At 45.3% G+C, this 20,922-nt stretch carries 22 protein-coding genes; 13 read left to right on the top strand and 9 right to left on the bottom strand.

The features are described from left to right. Window positions 1-393 precede the first annotated feature (393 nt). Both B9A32_RS06270 and B9A32_RS06265 read left to right on the top strand, forming a co-directional pair. Window positions 394-978, top strand: a complete 585-nt coding sequence (locus B9A32_RS06270; protein ID WP_084067585.1) for a TetR/AcrR family transcriptional regulator — start codon at window positions 394-396, stop codon at window positions 976-978. Further along, on the top strand, window positions 975-3,161 hold the full coding sequence (locus tag B9A32_RS06265; protein WP_084067583.1) for an acetate--CoA ligase family protein: 2,187 nt from the start codon (window positions 975-977) through the stop codon (window positions 3,159-3,161). Before B9A32_RS06270 ends, B9A32_RS06265 begins: the two co-directional genes overlap by 4 nt. A 246-nt stretch (window positions 3,162-3,407) precedes the next feature. Here the strand turns inward: B9A32_RS06265 and B9A32_RS06260 are convergent, their stop codons facing one another. Genes B9A32_RS06260 through B9A32_RS06250 form a run of 3 tightly spaced genes read right to left on the bottom strand, consistent with a single transcriptional unit; the run spans window position 3,408 to window position 6,175 of the window. Beyond that, window positions 3,408-4,538: a DNA-methyltransferase gene (locus tag B9A32_RS06260; protein ID WP_084067580.1), complete on the bottom strand. Its 1,131-nt coding sequence runs from the start codon at window positions 4,536-4,538 to the stop codon at window positions 3,408-3,410. Next, a complete protein-coding gene (locus B9A32_RS06255; RefSeq protein ID WP_212637830.1) occupies window positions 4,538-5,251 on the bottom strand; it encodes an MjaI family restriction endonuclease in 714 nt (237 codons plus the stop codon). The genes B9A32_RS06260 and B9A32_RS06255 overlap by 1 nt, the downstream gene beginning before the upstream one ends. Before the next feature lie 33 nt (window positions 5,252-5,284). Continuing rightward, a complete protein-coding gene (locus tag B9A32_RS06250) occupies window positions 5,285-6,175 on the bottom strand; it encodes a homocysteine S-methyltransferase family protein (protein WP_232367067.1) in 891 nt (296 codons plus the stop codon). Between the two features lie 207 nt (window positions 6,176-6,382). On the opposite strand from B9A32_RS06250, the gene B9A32_RS06245 reads away from it, so the two are divergent. From B9A32_RS06245 to B9A32_RS06235, 3 genes are all read left to right on the top strand, one after another. Continuing rightward, window positions 6,383-7,444: a branched-chain amino acid aminotransferase gene (locus tag B9A32_RS06245; protein ID WP_084067577.1), complete on the top strand. Its 1,062-nt coding sequence runs from the start codon at window positions 6,383-6,385 to the stop codon at window positions 7,442-7,444. A gap of 167 nt (window positions 7,445-7,611) precedes the next feature. Then, on the top strand, window positions 7,612-8,160 hold the full coding sequence (locus B9A32_RS06240) for a helix-turn-helix domain-containing protein (RefSeq protein WP_084067574.1): 549 nt from the start codon (window positions 7,612-7,614) through the stop codon (window positions 8,158-8,160). A gap of 94 nt (window positions 8,161-8,254) precedes the next feature. After that, entirely contained in the window at window positions 8,255-9,409 is a 1,155-nt protein-coding gene (locus B9A32_RS06235; RefSeq protein WP_084067572.1) for an acyl-CoA dehydrogenase, read from the top strand. A gap of 351 nt (window positions 9,410-9,760) precedes the next feature. Here B9A32_RS06235 and B9A32_RS06230 read toward each other — a convergent pair whose 3' ends face one another. The 6 genes from B9A32_RS06230 to B9A32_RS06205 all read right to left on the bottom strand — a co-directional run bounded on the left by B9A32_RS06230 (window position 9,761) and on the right by B9A32_RS06205 (window position 13,775). Next, window positions 9,761-10,249, bottom strand: a complete 489-nt coding sequence (locus B9A32_RS06230) for an ACT domain-containing protein (RefSeq protein WP_084067570.1) — start codon at window positions 10,247-10,249, stop codon at window positions 9,761-9,763. A 64-nt stretch (window positions 10,250-10,313) separates the two neighbouring features. After that, window positions 10,314-10,853 (bottom strand): 2-oxoacid:acceptor oxidoreductase family protein, encoded by a 540-nt coding sequence (locus B9A32_RS06225; RefSeq protein ID WP_084067567.1) that lies wholly within the window; start codon window positions 10,851-10,853, stop codon window positions 10,314-10,316. Window positions 10,854-10,994: 141 nt separating this feature from the next. After that, complete coding sequence (locus B9A32_RS06220; RefSeq protein WP_084067564.1) at window positions 10,995-11,732, bottom strand: thiamine pyrophosphate-dependent enzyme; 738 nt, start codon at window positions 11,730-11,732, stop codon at window positions 10,995-10,997. A 17-nt stretch (window positions 11,733-11,749) separates the two neighbouring features. After that, window positions 11,750-12,823 carry a 3-methyl-2-oxobutanoate dehydrogenase subunit VorB gene (gene vorB, locus B9A32_RS06215; protein ID WP_084067561.1) on the bottom strand — a complete coding sequence of 358 codons (1,074 nt, stop codon included), beginning with the start codon at window positions 12,821-12,823 and terminating at the stop codon, window positions 11,750-11,752. Continuing rightward, window positions 12,823-13,068: a 4Fe-4S dicluster domain-containing protein gene (locus B9A32_RS06210; RefSeq protein ID WP_084067559.1), complete on the bottom strand. Its 246-nt coding sequence runs from the start codon at window positions 13,066-13,068 to the stop codon at window positions 12,823-12,825. The genes vorB and B9A32_RS06210 overlap by 1 nt, the downstream gene beginning before the upstream one ends. Window positions 13,069-13,079: 11 nt before the next feature. Further along, a complete protein-coding gene (locus B9A32_RS06205; RefSeq protein WP_232367066.1) occupies window positions 13,080-13,775 on the bottom strand; it encodes a cobalamin biosynthesis protein CbiA in 696 nt (231 codons plus the stop codon). Window positions 13,776-13,949: 174 nt separating this feature from the next. On the opposite strand from B9A32_RS06205, the gene B9A32_RS06200 reads away from it, so the two are divergent. From B9A32_RS06200 to B9A32_RS06160, 8 genes are all read left to right on the top strand, one after another. Beyond that, window positions 13,950-14,468 (top strand): rhodanese-like domain-containing protein, encoded by a 519-nt coding sequence (locus B9A32_RS06200; RefSeq protein ID WP_084067554.1) that lies wholly within the window; start codon window positions 13,950-13,952, stop codon window positions 14,466-14,468. Beyond that, window positions 14,461-14,964, top strand: coding sequence for a MauE/DoxX family redox-associated membrane protein (locus B9A32_RS06195; protein WP_232367065.1), 504 nt, complete (start codon window positions 14,461-14,463; stop codon window positions 14,962-14,964). Before B9A32_RS06200 ends, B9A32_RS06195 begins: the two co-directional genes overlap by 8 nt. A gap of 642 nt (window positions 14,965-15,606) precedes the next feature. Then, window positions 15,607-16,032, top strand: coding sequence for a DUF2231 domain-containing protein (locus tag B9A32_RS06190; RefSeq protein WP_084067552.1), 426 nt, complete (start codon window positions 15,607-15,609; stop codon window positions 16,030-16,032). 75 nt (window positions 16,033-16,107) lie between these two features. Next, the gene (locus B9A32_RS06185) at window positions 16,108-16,653 is read left to right on the top strand and encodes a DOMON domain-containing protein (protein ID WP_170923724.1); all 546 of its coding nucleotides are present in this window, start codon (window positions 16,108-16,110) and stop codon (window positions 16,651-16,653) included. A gap of 61 nt (window positions 16,654-16,714) precedes the next feature. Then, window positions 16,715-17,749, top strand: a complete 1,035-nt coding sequence (locus tag B9A32_RS06180) for an SCO family protein (protein WP_212637822.1) — start codon at window positions 16,715-16,717, stop codon at window positions 17,747-17,749. Between the two features lie 321 nt (window positions 17,750-18,070). After that, window positions 18,071-19,765 (top strand): cytochrome c oxidase subunit I, encoded by a 1,695-nt coding sequence (locus tag B9A32_RS06170; protein ID WP_084067543.1) that lies wholly within the window; start codon window positions 18,071-18,073, stop codon window positions 19,763-19,765. Beyond that, on the top strand, window positions 19,762-20,358 hold the full coding sequence (locus B9A32_RS06165) for a cytochrome c oxidase subunit 3 (RefSeq protein ID WP_084067541.1): 597 nt from the start codon (window positions 19,762-19,764) through the stop codon (window positions 20,356-20,358). The genes B9A32_RS06170 and B9A32_RS06165 overlap by 4 nt, the downstream gene beginning before the upstream one ends. 21 nt (window positions 20,359-20,379) lie before the next feature. Continuing rightward, window positions 20,380-20,667: a cytochrome C oxidase subunit IV family protein gene (locus B9A32_RS06160; protein WP_084067538.1), complete on the top strand. Its 288-nt coding sequence runs from the start codon at window positions 20,380-20,382 to the stop codon at window positions 20,665-20,667. Window positions 20,668-20,922 lie beyond the last annotated feature (255 nt).

The following is a 20,922-nucleotide window of genomic DNA, read 5'->3' as shown; positions in this document are numbered from 1 at the left end:
TCACTTACCCGATTAAATGTTGCATTTAATTCATGTAAACCCACATGACCTATCGGACACAACAAATATAGGGTCGTAGACGCGGAGCCAAATGGTATTATACCGCCGCCCCCCCCCGACAGGCAATGGCCGTAGACAGCTCAATTGCCCGGTTCCTATTGCCCATCGGAGGGGCGGCTCTGCCTGAGCTTGCCCGGAAGTTTTATTTTCTAATAAAAAACATTGCACCGAGTCATATAGTTCTAATGCATTGATCGGCATCCATCATCTGACCCCAAAAGTAGCTCACATTTTTTTGAAAACTTATTCCCCAAAAGGGACAATTGCTCTGAAAAGTGTAAAAAGGAAGTGAAGGATGCCCATTGATCAAATCAATTTAGGGTAGATAAAACAATGTCTCAATATCAACCACCTGGAAAAATTAAAATATTAGATGCCCTCTCCAGGCTTTTGGAACAAAAAAATTTTAATGCCGTGACCACTGCCAATATTGCCCGGGAAGCCGGGGTCACAGAGGGTTTGATCTATAAATACTTCAGGGATAAAAAAGATCTCCTGTTTGAACTGCTTGGAGAAAACCTCACCATATTTCACCGGTTGCTCACAGCAAAAATAATGAAAAAAGAGACAACCGTTGAAAAATTAAAAATTTTCATTCTGACCACCATCAGAGCATATTTGAAAAACAGGGTGTTTAGCAGAATTTTGCTTCTTGAAGTAAGAAACAGCCCTGAATATTTTCAATCCAATGCCCATGCCAAAATGATGTCCATTGAATCTTTTATACATGAAATCATCATAAACGGCATGGCCCGGGGAGAACTCAAAAAAAACATTGATTCCCATGTATTGCTCAAAGTTATGGTGGGTGCCATTGAACATGCCTGTCTTGATGCCATTATCTTTAATCAAGATATAAACACCTCAGCTGTTACAGATCTGATCAATGATATTATCTTTAAAGGAATTGAGCCATGAATCAACCGAACTGGGTAGAACAAAAAATAAACACTGCCATGGCGCAGAAGGTCACCATTCTTTCAGAAAAGGACGCCGGCGACATTTTAAATGCATATGATATTCCCATGGTTTCAAATAATATGGCTGGCAACGCCCAAGAAGCAATTGCCATTGCCGAAACCATGGAATTTCCTTTGGTACTCAAGGGATGCGGCAAGGAAATTGCCCATAAATCTGAACTGGGACTGGTAAAACCGGGACTTTTTTCATCCAAAGCTGTTCAACAGGCGGCTTTGGATATATTTGAAAAAGCACCTGTACAACTGGAAGGCGTATTGATTCAACCCATGATTCAGGGAAAACGGGAGTTTGTGGCAGGCATGTTCAAAGATCCCCATTTCGGGGCTGTGATCGTGTTCGGCCTTGGGGGAATTTTCACCGAAGCCCTGCACGATGTGGTGTTTCGTCTGGCCCCCCTGTCCCACAATGACATTATTACCATGGTGTCTGAAATTTCAGGGAAAAAGATGCTGGGCCCATTCAGGGGGGAAGTTGCCGTGGATTTCAAAAAAATTGAATCCACCCTTATGGGGCTTTCCCGCCTTGCCACCCACTGTCCGGAAATTCAGGAAGTTGACATCAATCCTCTCATTGCCACACCCACGGGGGATCTTGTGGGGGTGGATGCCCTGGTGAAAATCGGAACACCAGTGCAAAAAATCAACTCCCGCCCCCCCATTGATAAAAAACAGTTAAGTAAACTTTTTTTCCCAAATTCCGTTGCGTATATCGGCGCTTCCGGCACCATTGGCAAATGGGGGAACCTTTTACCCAGCAACACCATCAGCGGCGGATATGAAGGTCACATTTATATGGTTAATCCCGGCGGTGGGCGTATTCTGGGAAAATCGGTATATCGCCAACTATCCGATATCAAGGAGTCAGTGGATCTGGCAGTGGTAACGATTCCGGCAGCCCGGGTGGTGGATCTGATTCCACAGCTTAAGGAAAAGGGAATCAAGGGAATGCTACTTATCACCTCGGGTTTCAGTGAAACTGGAAAAGAAGGTAGACTTCTGGAAGAGAAAATTGTTCAAGCAGCAGCCCGGGCAGGTATTATTATTCTTGGTCCCAATACCATGGGAATCTGTTCCCCCCATAAAAAATTCTTTTGCACAAGCTCCCATACCCATCCAATGCCGGGGGGCACAGCCCTGGTATCCCAATCTGGTAATCTTGGGGTGCAATTGCTTAATTTTGCAGACCAACATGGACTTGGAATGCGTGCCTACAGCGGCTCCGGCAATGAAGGCATGGTAACGGTGGAAGATTATATGGAGCTTTTTGAAATAGATGAAAAAACACAAACCGTGGTGCTTTACCTTGAAAGCATCAAAGACGGTCACCGTTTTTTCAGTGCTGCGGCCCGGGTTTCCAGAAAGAAGCCGGTGATAATGTTAAAAGGAGGGCGCACCGAAGCAGGTTCCAGGGCTGCTGCCAGTCATTCCGGCGCCATGGCATCCGACGGAGTGGTGTTTGATGCCGCCTGCCGCCAGGCCGGCATTATTCAGGTGAAGAAACCCATGGAAATGGTGGATGCCGCCGTTGTATTTTCTTCCCTGCCCCTGCCTGCGGGTAACCGGGTGGGCATTGTTACATTGGGGGGAGGCTGGGGGGTGGTCACTTCAGATCTTTGCAACGAAAATGGACTTGAACTTGCTGATTTGCCTGATAATATCCTGGAAAAGCTCAATGCACTTTTGCCCGACTATTGGAGCAAAAGCAACCCCATTGATGTGGTGGGAGAATTTGATACAAATATTCCTCTGGTGGCCATGGAGGCGCTTCTTGAATGGGAGGGGTGTGATGCTGTTATCCATCTGGGTATTGATGGAAAACGTATTTTTGCAGATAAAATGTTGGCGTCGGTGGCTCAATCTGACCCTGATTTTGACAAAAAAGAAATGGACTCCATGAAAAAGGCTCTACAGGAGTTTGACCGGGATTTTAACCATCGCGTCAAGGAACTGGTCAATCAATATCAAAAACCCATACTCGGTGTGAGCCTCATGTCCGATGCCACGTCAAAAATGCTCCAGGGCACTGTAGAAGATCGCTATAAAACAGTTCTGTTCCCCTCACCGGAACGGGCCGTCAGGGCCCTGGCCTGCATGTGTGAATATTCAACCCGGCGCCGTTAAGAAATGTATGGCCAAAGCTATGGGATTTAGAGTGCTCAGTTCTAAATAACTGCCACGGGCAGACCGTATTCCGGCCTCGGCCCGCCCACAACAAAACTTGAAAAATGGTATTATACCGCCGCCACCCCCCGATGGGCAATGGGCCCGGACCGGAACTGTAGACAGCTCAATTGTCCGGTTCTTGGCACACTGAGCCCATCGGTACATTTAAAAATGCTGGCTTTGAAATGAAGCCCGAAAGTTGAGTTACAAATCAAAGAGATTCATCTGCTTTCCGGAAAACAAATTGGATTCACGATAAAATTTTACATTGTCCCGTTTGGTTTTATGGGAAATTGAAAAATCTTCGTACTCAACAACCATTTTATTCAAATTGGATGAACAAATATCTTTCACAAGGTTAAATTTTAATCTGCTTTCCTGCTTTGTCATCACTGGAAACCCATAAGTGTGATTTTCATGCTTCAATATTTTTTTATTCTGCTGATACTCTTTAACAAAATCCAGATGCTTTTCAATTCGCTGAACAAGGGTTTTGTTGGATAACTGTTTTGTATTCTTTAACCCTTCGCGAATGACATCTGAAAAATGGTTATCACACTCAACTCCCAAGGAATTTCGTTCCGATGCCATGGCCGCAAAAGTAGTGGTGCCGGTGCCCAGAAATGGATCAAGAACGGTATCATCTTTTACTGAATACATGTTAATTAATCGATGGGGCAATTCAAAGGGATATGCAGCATTCCGGTCCCTTGATTTTCCCGGCCCCATCTTCTGCCTGACCCCTTTAATGTCCCATGTGTCTGAAAACCAGCGATTTCTTTCTTCCCAGAAAATAGCACTTTCATTTCTGGTTTGTTTCTGCTCCGGTGTCTTAAATTCACGTTTTCCCCCTTTTCTAAAAATCATAATATATTCATGTTCCAGGGTAACATAGGCCCCTGCCGGGAGCATGCCTGAACCCATGAATTTATTGGGAGAGTTGGTTGCTTTTTTCCAGAGAATCACCGGTAATGATTGAAATGAAAGCCGGGTCAGTGCAGATGTTATGCGTGAATGGTTTGAATATAACTGAAACTGCTTACCGACGGTGCGGGTGGCATCTCCAATATTTATACACACAAATCCCGAGGGCTTGACAACCCTGTCAAGCTCCTGCCACACCTTGTCCAATTCCAAATGCATAAGTTCAAAGGCGATATTACCACAACCTTGATCCAATACCCTTTGAATATCTGGATTCATATTGATGAACAGATTGTCCCACATACTGATCATGGGATAGGGAGGAGATGTGACAACAAGATCAATGGAATCATTGGACAAGGAATTTAAATTCCGGGCATCGGAAAATATTACCCTGTGTTCGCTTTTCATCACAGGGCCTCCAGACGTCTAATTTCAGATTTTATTTCATCAATCACTTCTACATTGTAAATTGTTTTTTTCTTTCCCCGGGCTTTAATGGAATATACAAAAAAAACTTTTCCCAAAAATTTCTTTTGGAATTTTAAATGCTTCTTTCTATGGATTTCAACCCATTGATAGTTATTAATGGAATTTTCAGCAGAAATTGGTTTTATCTGGAGCCCAAGATAAGCATCTTTAACCTGAATAAAAAAATCAACACCAAAATGTCTGTCCCATTCATCGGGGGCAGGTTGAATTTTGTAATCAAGACATCCTTCAAGTTGCCCGTAAATTGTTTCAATCTCAGTCCTATAACCTTCATAGGTTCTGTTTAAAACCAGATTATAAACATAATCAATGCACTCTTGCTCTGAAATGGATTCAAGTTCATTTTGAACCACTTCAGAAAGCTTGACATAAAGTTTTCTCCCCAAATCTGAAATGTATTCCCTGGTAATTCCAATGCCGTCTTTTTTCTTTTGCCTGGCAAACTCAAAATAAAAAGCTTCCCACTCGTCAAAGGTCCCGGGCGCACAGCTTCTGATAAGCTCAGATGTGGCTCCGACACTGTATGCCTTATTAAGTCCCCATCTGTTCATTGCATAATTCAAAAGTGTTTCACGCCGGAATTTAAGGTTTTGACCTTCTGATTCTTTTATCCACGTTTTTTTGTTTGCCAAAGAATTACCATCCTAAGTTCAGTTTAAAAGACATTATCCGGCTGCAATTTTATCCGCAATGGCCCGGATGAAATCAGGAGTGGTGCCGCAGCATCCCCCCACCACATCAACTCCCATCTCCTTCAGCGCCATCATATTATTACAAAAATAATCCACTGTTTCAGGGTAAATCACCGTGTCTCCCATTTTTTTGGGGGCACCGGCATTGGGTTGAATCATCACAGGCACATCAACGCTGTCACGGATTATCTTTGCAAGTTCCACCATGGTGTCACTGGCAAGGGAACAATTGGCCCCCACCACCGAGGCACCGGCTTCCACCAGCTTATTCATGCTGTCACCGGGTTTGTTTCCCATGAGGGTAAAAAAACCGGTGGGTTTTTGTTGAAAAGTCATGGTGGCAAAGATGGGCAGATCCGATATGCTGCGAATGGCCCTTATGGCAGCCAAAATCTCGTTAAGATCAAAAAAAGTTTCAAGGATAAAAAAATCAATGCCCTCGGCCAGAAAACCGGCCTGCTCTACATAATGTTTTTCAGCTTCTTCCTCTGTGAGCAGGCCCGCAGGCTGGAGCATCTCTCCCAACGGCCCCATATCCCCTGCCACATACTGATCCGGCCCGGCAGCTCTTTTGGCGATCTCCACAGCCGCCATATTGATCTTTTCAGGATCTGCATCAATTCCCATTTTTTTTAATTTAAAGGGGGATGCTCCAAAGCTGTTGGTCACTGCCACATGGGAACCGGCATCAAAATAAGCTTTATGGACATCTTCTATTATTTGGGGGTTTTCAAGATTCCACAGCTCTGATATTTTACCGCCCTTGAGGCCTGCTGCAATGAGCATGGACCCCATGGCTCCGTCAAATATCAATCCGCTTTCTTTTACCTTATCCAGAATATTCATCTTATCTGTTCCTTTCATTTTTTTATTATGATCTTCATTGCGGGCAGAATGGCCCACCATATTTATTAGACAAATCGGCTTTTGTCAAACCGGGGGCAATTTGAAAAATAGACCATTTGAACAAATTTCCTTGACAAAGACCTTGCTTCAAGATCATATATTCAACTTACCATATATGATTGATAAAAAGCATATATACATACATATTTTAAGGGAGGTTTGCAAATGGACATATCCATTACCCGAGTAGAAAAACAGGGAAAAAGACCGGAGGATTCAGCTCTGGGCTTTGGTACCATATTCACCGATCACATGTTTAATATGGATTACAATCCGGAAAAAGGGTGGCACAATGCCCGCATTGAACCCCTGCATAATTTTTCAATTTCCCCTGCCACCATGACACTTCACTATGGCCAGACCATTTTTGAAGGATTAAAAGCATACAAAACAGCCAAGGGAGAGATTCAGCTGTTCAGGCCCCAGGAAAATTTTAAACGCCTTAACAGCTCTGCCCGGGGTCTTTGTATCCCAGAGATAGATGAAGCCTTTGCCCTTGAAGCGTTAAAAGAACTTTTAAAGGTTGAAAAAGAGTGGATTCCCGAAACCCCGGGTACCTCCCTTTATATCCGTCCCACGGTGTTTGCAACAGACCCGTTCCTGGGCGTTCGGGCCTCACACACCTATCGATACTTTGTCCTTCTTTCCCCGGTGGGAGCCTATTATGCCGAAGGCTTTAACCCGGTTAAAATTTTGATCTCCAAAGACCATGTCCGTGCTGTCAGGGGCGGGGTTGGAGAATATAAAACCGCCGGTAACTATGCGGCAAGCCTCCTGGCATCGGAAAAGGCCAAAGAAGAAGGCTATGCCCAGGTATTGTGGCTGGATGGTGTGGAGCAAAAATACATTGAAGAAGTGGGTGCCATGAACATTTTTTTCGTGATCAACGATGAACTGGTCACCCCCATGCTCAACGGCAGTATTCTACCCGGCATCACCCGTAATTCTGTTCTTCAGCTGGGCCGTAAATGGGGAATGAAAGTGTCAGAACGAAAAATCAGCATTGATGAACTGGCCCAGGCCCACAAAGACGGCAGCCTCACCGAGGCCTTTGGTTCCGGTACTGCTGCGGTTATTTCTCCGGTGGGGGAAATTAAATACGGTGATAACATCATGCACATCGGGGACGGCACCCCCGGAAAACTGGCCGTGAAATTCAATGAAGCCATCACCAATATCCAATATGGCATGGCCGAAGATACTGAGAACTGGATTGAAAAACTGTAGTAATCACGTCACAAACAAAAGATATGTGACGCTTTTCCGTTGAAGGAACAGCCCTTTTCAGGGGCAGGTATGTTTACCTGCCCCTTGGGGGTTGACATCCTTTTTTTTTAATATTATTAAATGACCGAGCGCTCGTTCATATTACTTTTGATAAAAGGAGTTCATACATGGCAAAGGAAAAAAATGAGCTGATTCCCATTGGAAAAAGAATCAGGCAAATTCGTCTGGAAAAAAAATTGACCCTGGATTTCCTGGCCAACGAAACCGGTCTGTCCAAGGAATTCATCAAAACAGTGGAGTCAGGGAGCAAACGTCCTCCTGTGGGCACTCTACTGCAAATTTCCCGGGCATTGGGGGTGGACTCCGGATTTTTACTCAAAGAACAGGAAGGCACCGAAGCTGAGAGAAAAGAAGCTTACACCAAACGAACGGATAATTATGCCTACTCTCCCCTGACCCCGGGTGCAGAAAACAAACATCTCAAGGCATTTCGTATTACCATTGATGCAGGGGCAGCCCATGAAGGTGTGGGGTTTCAACACGAAGGTGAAGAATTTTCCTATGTCCTTAAAGGAGAGGTGGAAATTTCAGTGGGAGACAATGTCAACAGGCTTGGCCCGGGAGAATCCCTCCATTTCAACTCTGCCATTAAACATGATCTGAAAAACGTGGGTGACACAGATGCGGAACTCATTGTGGTGGTCTACAGCCCCTAAATCACTAATTTTATGAGCTTAGAAGCCAAGCCCATGGACGAAAAAACACCTAAAATCGTCCCACTGCACCCATCCGCATGAAAAGGAGAGACAGATGTTATTCAACCTCACTGAAGAACAATTAATGATTCAAAGCATGGTCAGGGAATTTTCCAGAAAGGTGATTGCCCCCACGGCAGCCGAACGGGATAAAACCAAGGAATTTCCGAAAAAAAACTTTAAACAGATGGGAGAGCTGGGATTAATGGGCATGATGATTCCCCCGGAATATGGGGGTGAAGGGGCGGATACCATCTCCTATGTCCTGGCCCTGTCCGAAATTGCCTATTCATGCGCATCCACTTCCGTTGTCATGTCTGTTCAAAACTCCATTGTGTGTGAAAGCATTTTAAAATTCGGCACTGAAGCACAAAAAGAGGAATTTCTCATTCCCCTGGCCTCGGGAAAAATGATCGGCGCTTTTGCATTGACCGAGCCCGATGCCGGTTCTGATCCAGTGAGCCAGTCCACCACTGCCGTGCGTGACGGAGACGATTATATCATTGACGGTACCAAAAGATTCATAACATCAGGAAAAAACTGCGGGGCTGTCATTGTTACGGCAAAAACCGATGAAAGTGCAAAACACAAAGGTATCAGTGCCTTTCTGGTTTCCAAAAAAACGCCGGGCCTTGTGGTGGGGCATGTGGAAGACAAGATGGGCCTTCGGGCATCAGATACCACAGATTTAATTTTTGAAAATTGCCGGGTTCCTGCCTCAGCCCTTCTGGGAAAAGAAGGCGACGGATTTAAAATTGCCATGTCAGGGCTTGACGGCGGACGCATCGGCATTGCAGCCCAATCCTTAGGGGTGGCCCAGGCAGCCATGGATGCAGCCGTTAAATACGGAAAAGGCAGAAAACAATTTGGCAGCGCCATCACAAAACACCAGGGCATCCGTTGGCAGATTGCCGATATGGCCACCCAGATTGAAGCGGCCCGTCAGCTGGTTCTTTCTGCTGCTGCCATGAAAGATCGTAAGGAAAAATACACCACCCAGGCAGCCATGGCCAAACTGTTTGCATCGGAAATGGTCAACCAGGTCACAGCCAGAGCCATTCAGCTCCACGGCGGATACGGCTTTACAAAGGATTACGATGTGGAGCGATTTTACAGGGATGCCAGGGTTTTCACCATCTATGAAGGAACCTCTGAAATCCAGCGTGTTGTGATTTCTAATAATATCCTCAAAGACAAGAGAAAACCATAAAAGCGCAGTAAATATTCGGTGTGCACCCATCTTTACCGGTTTTGGTCTGCTCATCCCCCTAACATTTTTATGTTGCGCAGCTTCAAACAGGCGGATATGGGACGTTACCCAAAGATTTGCATAACTAAATCGAATACTTAAAAAATGCGAACATACCCGGTGTGATTCAGGCCGGTTCTGAAATCATTGTTAAAAAAAGAGCCCTCGGAACAAATATTTTGTCCGGGGGCTCTTTGGTGTATAGGTACTTTTCAGTTACTTTTCAGTTCCAAAAGTTCATCAGCATGCAATGCATGTCTGTTGCAGCTTTTGGTTGGAAGGCGATGGCAGCACGTCCTTCCAACAAATGATTCAGCCGAAGGATTCAAATATTTTTAAAGCCGCCTGGAGATCTTCAGGACAAAACACAAAAAGACATCTTCCATCGGAATCGGAAACCGAACCGTATACATAGTTTATATTTATCTCTTTTTCCCCAAATTCCCGGGTAATCTTGGAAAGGGTGCCGGGGGTATTTTCCAGCTCAATGGCAATAAGATCCTTGGTGTCAAAAATATACTCTTTTTCATTGAGTAATGCCACGGCTTCATCCGGCTTATCCACTAACATACGGATAAGAGAAACCTTGGCAGAATCCCGCTTTACATACTTGTAACTGTCTGCAGAAGCCAATCTCTTGATGGATTTTCCCCGGGCCTGGAAAATATTCTGGATATAGCTTGATGCATCCTGGATGGTGATGGCATCCACATTGATACCTGCATCGCTCAACAGGACTGTCATTTTACCAAGTTCACCAGGTACATTGCTCAAGAAAAGCGAAATTTCACGTCGAATCATACAACCCCCTTTTAAGATTAATTGATGTCCCGGGTCATGCATCTTGCCATGACCCATCTCATAATTACTTACCTTCGGCGAGTTCCAAGCCTTTATCAAAGGCTGCCATATTTAAAGGGATCAATTTTGCTTTGGAAGCAAATTGAGATTTAACACATTCCCTTAAAATTTCCAGATCCACCATTTTGCTTCGGGCTGCAAAGGCTGCCACGGCAATGATATTGGCACACCGAACACTTCCCACTTCAATGGCAGCGTCATTGGCAGGTACAATGAGCTCATCCACATCGTCCCTGCCGCTTCTAACAGGAATCAACGAGCTGTTGATCATTACCACCCCATCGGATTTTACCACAGGGGCAAATTTTTCCAAAGAGGGGCGATTCATTGCCACCAGATGGGTGGGATTCTTAACAATGGGGGACCCGATGAGACGATCACTGACGATCACTGTACAGTATGCCGTGCCTCCCCTCATTTCCGGACCATAGGAGGGAATCCACATCACCTCCGCTCCCTGGTTCATGGCTGCATGGGCCAGCAGTTTTGCACTGAGCAGGATACCCTGCCCGCCAAACCCTGCAAACATCACTTCTTTTTGCATATATGCCTCCTAAGAAAGATTCAATTTCAATCATTCAGGAATTTTCCATGGACAGACCTTTTTTTGTTTAAAGAGCATCAACGCATTCAGATACTTTTTCAATAAATGGCCGTATTAATGAAAATTCTTGACTCCCCCTGTTTATTCGGGAGATTTAAACTCTCCCAGGGGATAATAAGGGAGCAGGGTTTCTTCAGCCCATTTAAGGGCGTCCTGGGGGGTCATCCCCCAGTTGGTGGGACAGGTGCTGACCAACTCAACAAAACTGAAGCATTTATTTGCTTCCTGGTATTCAAAAGCTTTTTTAATGGCTTTTTTGGCTTTATTGATATATTTGGGTTTAAGCAAAGTCTGTCGCTCAACATATCCGGGTGTGGCAAGGCTTGAAAGCAGTTCACACATGCGGATGGGCATGCCGGTTTTCTCCACATCCCGGCCCATGGGGGCCGTGGTGGCCCGTTGACCCGGCATGGTGGTGGGTGCCATCTGTCCACCGGTCATACCATATATGGCATTATTGATAAAGATGGTGGTGAATTTTTCCCCACGGTTGGCGGCATGAATAATTTCTCCCATGCCGATGCTGGCAAGGTCACCATCCCCCTGGTAGGTAAAAACCATGAGATCAGGCCTCACCCGCTTCATGCCCGTGGCCATGGCAGGGGCCCTTCCGTGGGCTGCTTCCTGGAAATCACAGCTGAAATAGTTGTAGGCCATGACAGCACATCCCACCGGGGCAATGCCCACGGTTCTGCCTCTGATACCCAGTTCATCAATCACTTCTGCCACAAGTCTGTGGGCAATCCCATGGGTACACCCGGGGCAGTAGTGGGTATGTGCATCGGAAAGCGCTTCCGGTTTTGAAAATGTTTTTCCCATATCTGATATCCCCCGGTTTAACTGTTGAGCAATGATTGAATATGTTCCATGACTTTTTGTGGGGTGGGCACTTCACCACCGCACTGGCCATACCACTGCACCGGTGTTTTTCCCTTTACCACCCGCTCCACATCTTCCACCATCTGACCCATGCTCATCTCTATGCTCACCACCACTTTGCAACCCGGTTTTGATGCCGCATCATGGATGGCTTTTTCGGGAAAGGGAAACAAAGTCTTGGGTCTTACCATACCGATTTCAAGTCCCTGGGCCTTCATTTCATCAATGGCGGTCTTGCACACTCGGCTCATGGTGCCATAGCTGACAATCAAGGCCTGATAATCGCCGTCGGTGTTATAATTTTCAAATCTGACCTCTTCTTCTTTCATGCGATCATACTGGGATTTGAGCAGCAGATTATGATCATTGAGCACAGTGGGATCAAGATAGAGGGATTTAACAATATTTTTTGTGTCACTCTTACGGGTGTCCATGCCATTGGTGGCCCACTCATCTTTATTGGTGGGTGGCACGTAGAGATCTTCGGGGAATTCCACAGGTTCCATCATCTGCCCGATCATTCCGTCTCCCATGATCATCACAGGCCCCCGATATTTTTCTGCCAGGGGAAAAGCCTGCATGGTCATTTCCACAGCCTCCTGGACACCGTCCGGAGCCATGACCAGCATGTGATAATCTCCATGCCCGCCACCCTTGGTGGCCTGGAAATAATCTCCCTGGGAAGGCAAAATACCGCCAAGTCCCGGACCACCGCGCATGATATTAACAAATACGGCAGGACATCTGGCCCCGGCAATGTAGCTGATGGCCTCACTCATGAGGCTCACCCCGGGGCTGGAGGAAGTTGTCATCACCCGCTCACCGCAGGCTGCCGCACCAAAAATCATATATCCCACGGCCACTTCGCTTTCACCTTGAACAAAGGTACCACCGGCTTCCGGCAATCTCTTTGCCAAATATTCCGCCACCTCGGACTGGGGCGTAATGGGATAGGCAAAATAGTTCAGGCAGCCTGCCCGGATGGCAGCCTCTCCAATTGCTTCATTTCCTTTCATCAACACCTTGGCCATCAGTTTTCCTCCATTGCTTTTTCAGGGGTTTCGTCACTGGATTCAATAATGGTGATGGCCACATCAGGACACATCACACAGCACAATGTGCAGTGGATGCAATCCTCGGGTCTTGCCTGGAATATGGGAAAATATCCCTTGGCACTTACCGTATCAGAAATTTCCAGAACATTTTTAGGACAGACGTCTTTGCACAGGCCGCAGCCCTTACATCTCTCCGTATCAACAACATGTTTAAACGCCATACGCCTTTCTCCTATTGCCTGCTCCGCCGCCAGGGTGGAGCAAGTTTCCTCTCAATGGGTAATACAGGACAATCAAAACGGCTCAGATCCAGACCATCCATCAATTCCGTGGATGCCGTGATAAACTCCACCGGAATACCGGTCTTAAGGGCCAGGGCCTGCACCAGATCATATCCTCTATAAATATCTTGGGGGGTGGTGTCATCAATGAGGTTGGCATTGCTCACCCATCCGGTGACCTTCAATTTTGAGGAAATTTCAATCTCCTCCTTTATTTTCAGGCACCCTTCAACGGTTTCTGTGAAGGGCCTGTAAGGGTTTACTACCTGTAACATCTGAACGGTGTGTTCTGCCATGCTGTCGGCCAAAGCCGCAAGAACAGTGACACCCACATCATCGCCCCCGGCATCCAATATGGTGAGATCCGAAGAGTTTTTGATGATACCGGCTACCTTGGGTGATAAAATGGGAAGGTCTGCATGCATGTACTTTTCATCGGGCAAAACAACATTGATACCCTGGCGGGTAAGCACATCCCTGGCCTCCCGGGTTCTGAAATAAGGATTTACCAGATCAAGATCAACAATACTCACGGCAAGGCCTGCCTTTTTTCCATGAAGCGCCAGATTTACAGAGGTTTCAGTTTTTCCACTGCCGTAATTACCGGCAATGATGACAATGCCTTTAACTTCCATGTTTCTACTCAATTAGCTCCCCTCACAATCAGATCATTTTCAAACTGGACCCCCAGCTCGATTTTGTTATGCATCAAAAATTGCGCATCCCATTATTTAATCAGAAACTGGCATGATTTGTAAATCTTTTTCTTAAATTTTATCCTTGATATTGACACAAAAGCAGGTCAGTTCTATATTTTTAAAATGAAAAATTTAAATAAAATTCCATCTCCAAAAATCATATGTCTACAGATTTTAATTCTTTTTTCCCTGGCACTCATGGCCGGTCTTGGCGGTAATTTTCTTCGATCCGCTCCCCTTGCCCTGGTTCAGGATTGGTCTGTTGACGCCCAACTGACCACAGAAGACGGTCACACCATGGCCCTTGGGTTGGATCAGGCCATTGCGGTTTTTAATAAAAAGTCTGCTCTTTTCATCGATGCAAGGGATATCTCAAAATTTAATCAGGGTCATATTAAAGGGGCATTAAATTTGCCGTGGCATGATGTTCAGGAGCAATTCATGGCCGTTGCCCCCCAGATTGATCCAAGTGACCTTGTGATTACCTACTGCGATGGAAACACCTGCACCCTGAGCCATGATCTTGCTTTTTTCCTTAAAGAAATGGGATTTAATGTCAAGGTGATGACAGGGGGATGGGACGCATGGTTAAATGCAGAAATGCCCGTGGAATCCATTAACGGAGATAATGAAAATGTATAATTTTAAAGAGAATCGCATGGCAGGCAATACCCAATCCCCAACAAGCAAAATTTCAATTCCATTGATTTTTTACCATGGTGCCCGGTGGATATTGGGCGTAATATTTATCTACGCCAGTTACGATAAAATTATCCATCCCTTTGATTTTGCCACAGTGGTAAACAATTATCAACTATTGCCCGGGGAACTTGTTAATTTTACAGCCCTTGTGTTGCCCTGGCTGGAACTGTTCATGGGTATTTGTTTGTTAACCGGATGGTTAATGCCGGGCACCGCCATTGTCAGCACAGGGCTTCTTTTTATTTTTACCATGATAATTTATTATAATATCCATAGAGGCCTTGACATCAATTGCGGCTGCTTCTCAACCTCTGAGGACACGATGCCTGCCAATATTTTCACCATTACAAGGGATACTGTTTTTTTGCTGTTATCCTTTTATCTATGCTGGTTTAGCTTTATCGGATCTAACCGCCGCAGGCGGACCGCATTTTAATCTTTGATCAGTTTTTGCTTGAAAACTTCACTGACACGTTCTATTGTAGTATATATATTTTGATACTTTCTTACAAACTCAACTTTTGGGCTTCATTTCAAAGCTGGCATTTTTAAATGTACCGATGGGGTCAGTGTGCCGACGGGGTCAGGCTTTTGTTATTGATGTTATCGACCAAGACCTTTGCTAACGAAAAAAGCCTCGATAATGTCAATAACGAAAACCTGACCCCACCACGAAATGCGAACACCGAAAGTTGAGTTACAAAGTTCGACCCACTGATTTAAAAAATTTATCAACCTATTGCATGGCCAAGGCTTAAGATTTGGGATGATAAAGTTCAAAGAGAATTACACCACGAGATCTTTGAGAATTGACAATCCTAAAATTAAGATTTGACGTTGCACGGGCTTGGTTCTAACGTCGCCCAGTGCCAAATCAAAAAATTGTGCTTTAATATCGCCGAAATTTCCCAGGCGATGGGATTCCTGCTGAAAAACAGGGTAATAATTTTATGGGATATATGTCCACATTCCATATCATCAGATATCAGGAAAAAACCCATGAAACGGCAAACCAAAGGCACAACATTAGACAAAAATCGTTTTACAAACGCAACTTAACAACAAATGAGGTGAGCCCATGATCGAAGCTATGTATCATCTACTGGAAAGCGTTGGTTTTGTACATCCCCTTCACCCGGCAATGACACACATCCCCATGGGAATGGCCATGGGTGGTTTTGTCTTTGCACTGATTTTTTTTCTTCTGGAAAAAGAAGAATTTTTGCGCACTGCGTATTATTGCATCTCCTTTGGACTGGCCGGCATTTTACCCACGGTTGTGTTTGGTTTCACCGACTGGCAGTACCGGTTTGGCGGTGAATGGAACTTTCTCATTGTTATGAAAATGATATTCGCCGTCCTTTTAACAGCCTCTTTTTTCATGGCCATAAAGTTTTCTCTGAGCTGTCAAGAAAATCACAAAAAAATTTTATTTATCTATGCCCTTTGTCTTGCATTTGCAACGGGCCTGGGATTTATGGGTGGAGAATTGCAGTACGGATAATCAAGCAAAAAACCCGGTTCTTTAATGCCCTGGAAACTTAAAACAAAAGATTCAATCCCGGAAAAGGAGGCCAAAATGAAAGACAGATTATGCATAGTTGCAATCTTGATGATAATTTTCATCTCAACACCCTGCATGGCCGAAGAACGTCCCTTTGACCATCAATTAAAAACCGACACCATTGTTTTTAATTGGAGCATTGACGCAGACAACATAAGGATTCAGCTCTCTGCAAAAACAAAGGGCTGGGTGGGTATTGGCTTCAACCCCACCAAAAAAATGAAAGACGCCAATTTTATCCTTGGCTACGTCAAAAACAATAAAGTTTCCATTACCGATCATTTCGGTATCACATCCCACCAGCACAAGCCCGATAAAAAATTGGGAGGAAAAAGCAATATCAGCAACATCTCGGGTCAGGAAAAAGGAGGAATCACGACAATAAGTTTTACCATTCCCCTGAACTCCGAGGATGAAACTGATCGGATTATCTCAGGGCAAGGAAAAACCACGGTGCTGCTGGCCTATGGTTCCGGCAGGGACAGCTTTCGTTCCCGCCATAAGTTCAGAACAGTCCTGGAGGTGGAGTTAACTACCGGCACATTTGAAACAATCAAATAAAAATACCTGCGGGAGGTCAACCATCAAACAGACAGCGTATAATATTTCCTTTATTCTTTGTATGTTTATCTCCCTGGCTCTACTCTTTTCTCTGTTGGGTCCAGCCCGGATAACAACGGCACAGGAGTCACACCCAGACAACCGTCACATGGATGAAAATAACATGGAAGCCCATGTCATTGAAGTGCATGCAGATGTTGTAAGCGGTGAACCTTTTGAGTCCCACGACATGAGTGATCATGCCGCCCATGGCATGGCAACAGAAAACAATACCATGGGCATGGATTCTACAGACAAAAATGATCCGGGAGATGCTATTTCCGCCACGGAGGGAAATGGTCATTCCAAAACCCATGATCACTCTGCCATGCTGGCAAAATCCACAAATGAAGAAAAAAATTTATTTAAAAGTGTGGGTGTGGATGAAAAACTGGGACAAACCCTTCCCCTGGATATTTCATTTACAGATGAGAACGGTTTTCCCATAACACTTTCAGAACTGGTGGATCGCCCCACCCTGCTCCAGCTGGTATTTTATCACTGTCCCCAAACCTGCAACATGATGATGGCAAACCTTGCCAACACCCTGCCGTCGGTCACCTTTAAACCGGGCACTGATTTCAGGGTGGTCACCATCAGTTTTGACCATGAAGACACAGCCCAAATTGCCACAGATACCAAAACAAACTATATGAACCTGCTTCCCCGGGATTTTCCGGTGAAGGACTGGAGATTTCTCACCGGGTCCCTGGAGTCCATAAATGCGTTAACCCTTGCCGCAGGATTTCGGTTTAAACGCATTGAGCAGCATAATTTTATCCATCCCAATGTGCTTATCGTGCTGGGCGACGATGGAAAACTCATCCGGTATCTCTATGGCGTGGAATACCTGCCGTTTGATGTGAGCATGGCCATCACCGAAGCCACCCGGGGCACACCGGCCATCTCCATTAAAAAAATATTAACCTATTGTTTTGATTACGATCCCAAGGGTAAAAGATATGTGTTTAAAACCTTTCAAGTCACCGGGGTTTTACTGGTTTTAATCCTGGGGGCATTTTTCTTCTTTGTTTTGCGAAAAGGCAATAACTCGTAAATAGCTAAGGGGGGGCAACGCCCAAGTTATCAATGGCTGAAGGAGTTTCCTATAACGGGCATGTCCTGTCGGACACAACGAATATTGAAAATGGTGTCATGCCGCCCCCCCGAGGGGTAATGGTCCCGGCCCGGAACTGTAGACAGCTCGATTGGCCGGTTCCTATTACCCCTCGGGGGGGCTCTGCTGAGGATGCCCAGAAGTTTTATTTTCTAATAAAAAAAACATCTTACAAACAAGCAATGTAAGCTCTCAATAACCCGGGGTTATAAAGCCTGTTGAGCCTTTAAACGCCGGGTGCCATTCAAAAGAATTCTCTGAATGCCCGGACTTATTGAGAACTTACCAACCAATTCGGGGGACAATAAACTGGAAAATACCATATCATTTTACAAAACCCCATCCCCTGCACGATTCACCGGTATTGGGGCATGGCTTCTCACCACAGATCACAAGCGCATTGGTTTGATGTACATGGCAGCGATCATATTCTGGTTTGTGGTTGCTATTATTCTGGGGATACTCATCCGAACAGAACTCATGTCCGTGGGCACCACCCTCATGGAGGCGGAAACTTACAATGCCCTCTTTACCCTCCACGGGGTAATCATGATTTTTTTCTTTGTCATTCCTGCCATTCCTGCTATTTTTGGCAATTTTCTCCTGCCCATGCAGATTGGTACAGATGATGTTTTTTTTCCAAAATTAAACCTGCTCTCCTGGTATCTTTACATGCTGGGTGGGGTGTTGGCCATTTTTTCTCTTTTTGCCGACGGACCTCCAGACACTGGATGGACCTTTTATGTTCCCTTCAGTGTTTCCACCCACACCAATGTGGGATTAACCGTAACAGCTGCCTTTATTCTGGGTATGTCCTCCATGTTAACGGGGCTTAATTTTATCACCACCCTCCACCGCATGCGCATGAAGGGCATGGGATGGATGCAGATTCCTCTTTTTTCCTGGTCGTTGTATGCCACAGCCTGGGTTCAACTTCTGGCAACCCCGGTGCTTTCCATTACGCTTTTATTGATTATTTTTGAGCGCCTCTTCGGCAGTGGCATGTTTGATCCCAACAAGGGCGGTGATCCAGTGCTTTACCAACACCTGTTCTGGATGTATTCCCACCCGGCGGTTTACATCATGATTCTCCCGGGCATGGGGGTAATTTCAGAAATCATTCCGGTTTTTTCCAGAAAATCCATTTTTGGATACAAAGCCATTGTTTTATCCAGCATGGCCATTGCCGTTGCCGGTTCCCTGGTATGGGCCCACCACATGTTCACCAGCGGCATGAGCGATGTGGCCGTGTTTGTCTTTTCCTTTCTCACCTTTGTGGTGGCCATTCCCAGTGCCATAAAGGTATTTTCCTGGGTATCCACCATGTATCGGGGGTCCATTCTCATGACACCGCCTTTATTTCTTTCCCTTTGCTTTATCTATCTGTTTTCCATTGGAGGGCTAACAGGCCTTGTACTGGGGGCTGCCGGCACCAATATCCAGGTCCATGACACCCATTTTGTGGTGGCCCACTTTCATTTTGTGATGTTCGGAGGCACAGGGTTTGCTTTTTTTGCGGCCCTTCACTTCTGGTGGCCAAAATTCTTTGGACGGCTTTATCACTTTAAAACCGCATATGTGGCAGCCACATTAACCACCATGGGGTTCATGCTGCATTATATCCCCATGTTTGTTCTGGGAATGCAGGGGATGCCCCGGCGCTACTATGATTATCTGTCCCAGTTTGAAACCGGTAATTTCTTTGCCGGTATCGGCGCATACATCATGGCGGCAGGTATTTTTTTGATGTTCATTAACCTTGCCCTGAGTTTCAAAAACGGGGAAAAAATATCCCAAGATCCCTGGGGGGGGAGTACATTGGAATGGCAAAGTCCCTGCCCTCCTCCACTTCACAATTTTGTGGCACCCCCAACGGCCCCGGGATACCCCTATGACTTTAAAGCGGTTATCCAAAAAGCCAATGAGCCAAAAGGAACTGGAGGAGGCCCTTCATGAATCAATCCATGGACACCACCGGGTCCAGAACAGGCATGTGGCTGTTTCTCTACACGGAAATCATGCTGTTTGGTGGACTTTTTGTTATATATGCCGCCTACTACCGCATGCACACTATGGATTTCATTGCTTCGGGCAAAGAGCTTGATATGGTCATGGGGGCAGCAAACACGGTTATTTTGTTAATCAGCAGCTTTTGTGTTGCAGCTTCCATCACAGCTGTTCAACAGGAACGTAAAAAACTGGCCTGCACCCTTCTTTCCATTACCCTGGCACTGGGATTTTTATTTTTGATCAATAAGTATTTTGAATGGGGCCACAAATTTGATCTTGGGATTTATCCCGACTCTCCTGCCATGGAAGACAGCCCCCATGGACGTATTCTTTTTTTCAGCCTTTACTACACCATCACAGGACTTCATGGAATCCACATCGTCATCGGCATGATTTTGTTATCCGTGACAATGCTCTTTATTTTCATGGATAAAATCAGGGCAGATCATTTTGTTTTCCTGGAAAATGCCGGACTTTACTGGCATTTGGTTGATCTGATATGGATTTTTATTTTTCCGCTGTTTTACCTTATCCTGTAATGAAAAGAACTGGAGAGAATAATGATAAAAGAATCAGAATCCCACATGCAATCATATGGAAAACTTTTCTCCATACTATTGATATTACTGGCCCTGACAGGATTCACTGTTTTTATTTCCCGGGTGGATCTGGGCAGTGCCAATATCTGGGTTGCCATCCTGGTTGCATCCATTAAAGCCAGCTTTGTTCTGCTTTATTTCATGCACCTGAAATATGAAAGTTTTTTAATTAAAAGCTCATTTCTGGCCACCATTGGTTTTTTGGCCATTCTCATTGGTTTCATGTTCTGGGATATCGCCTTTAGATGAAAAATATCTTATGGACTCAACTTTCGGGCTTCATTTCAAAACTGGCATTTTTAACCGATGGGCTCAGTGTGCCGACGGGGTCAGGCTTTTGTTATTGATGTTATCGACCAAGGCCTTTGCCAACGAAAAAAGCCTCGATAATGTCAATAACGAAAGCCTGACCCCACCACGAAATGCGAACACCAAAAGTTGAGTTATGGAAAAACCCGTGTGAAAAAATTTGAACCCCGAATTTTACACCTGCAAAATAACCAT

The organism is Desulfocicer vacuolatum DSM 3385 (assembly GCF_900176365.1).
Classification (GTDB): Bacteria; Desulfobacterota; Desulfobacteria; order Desulfobacterales; family Desulfobacteraceae; genus Desulfocicer; species Desulfocicer vacuolatum.
The sequence above is the reverse complement of the archived record's forward strand: the minus strand, read 5'-3'. Positions and strand labels throughout refer to the sequence as shown.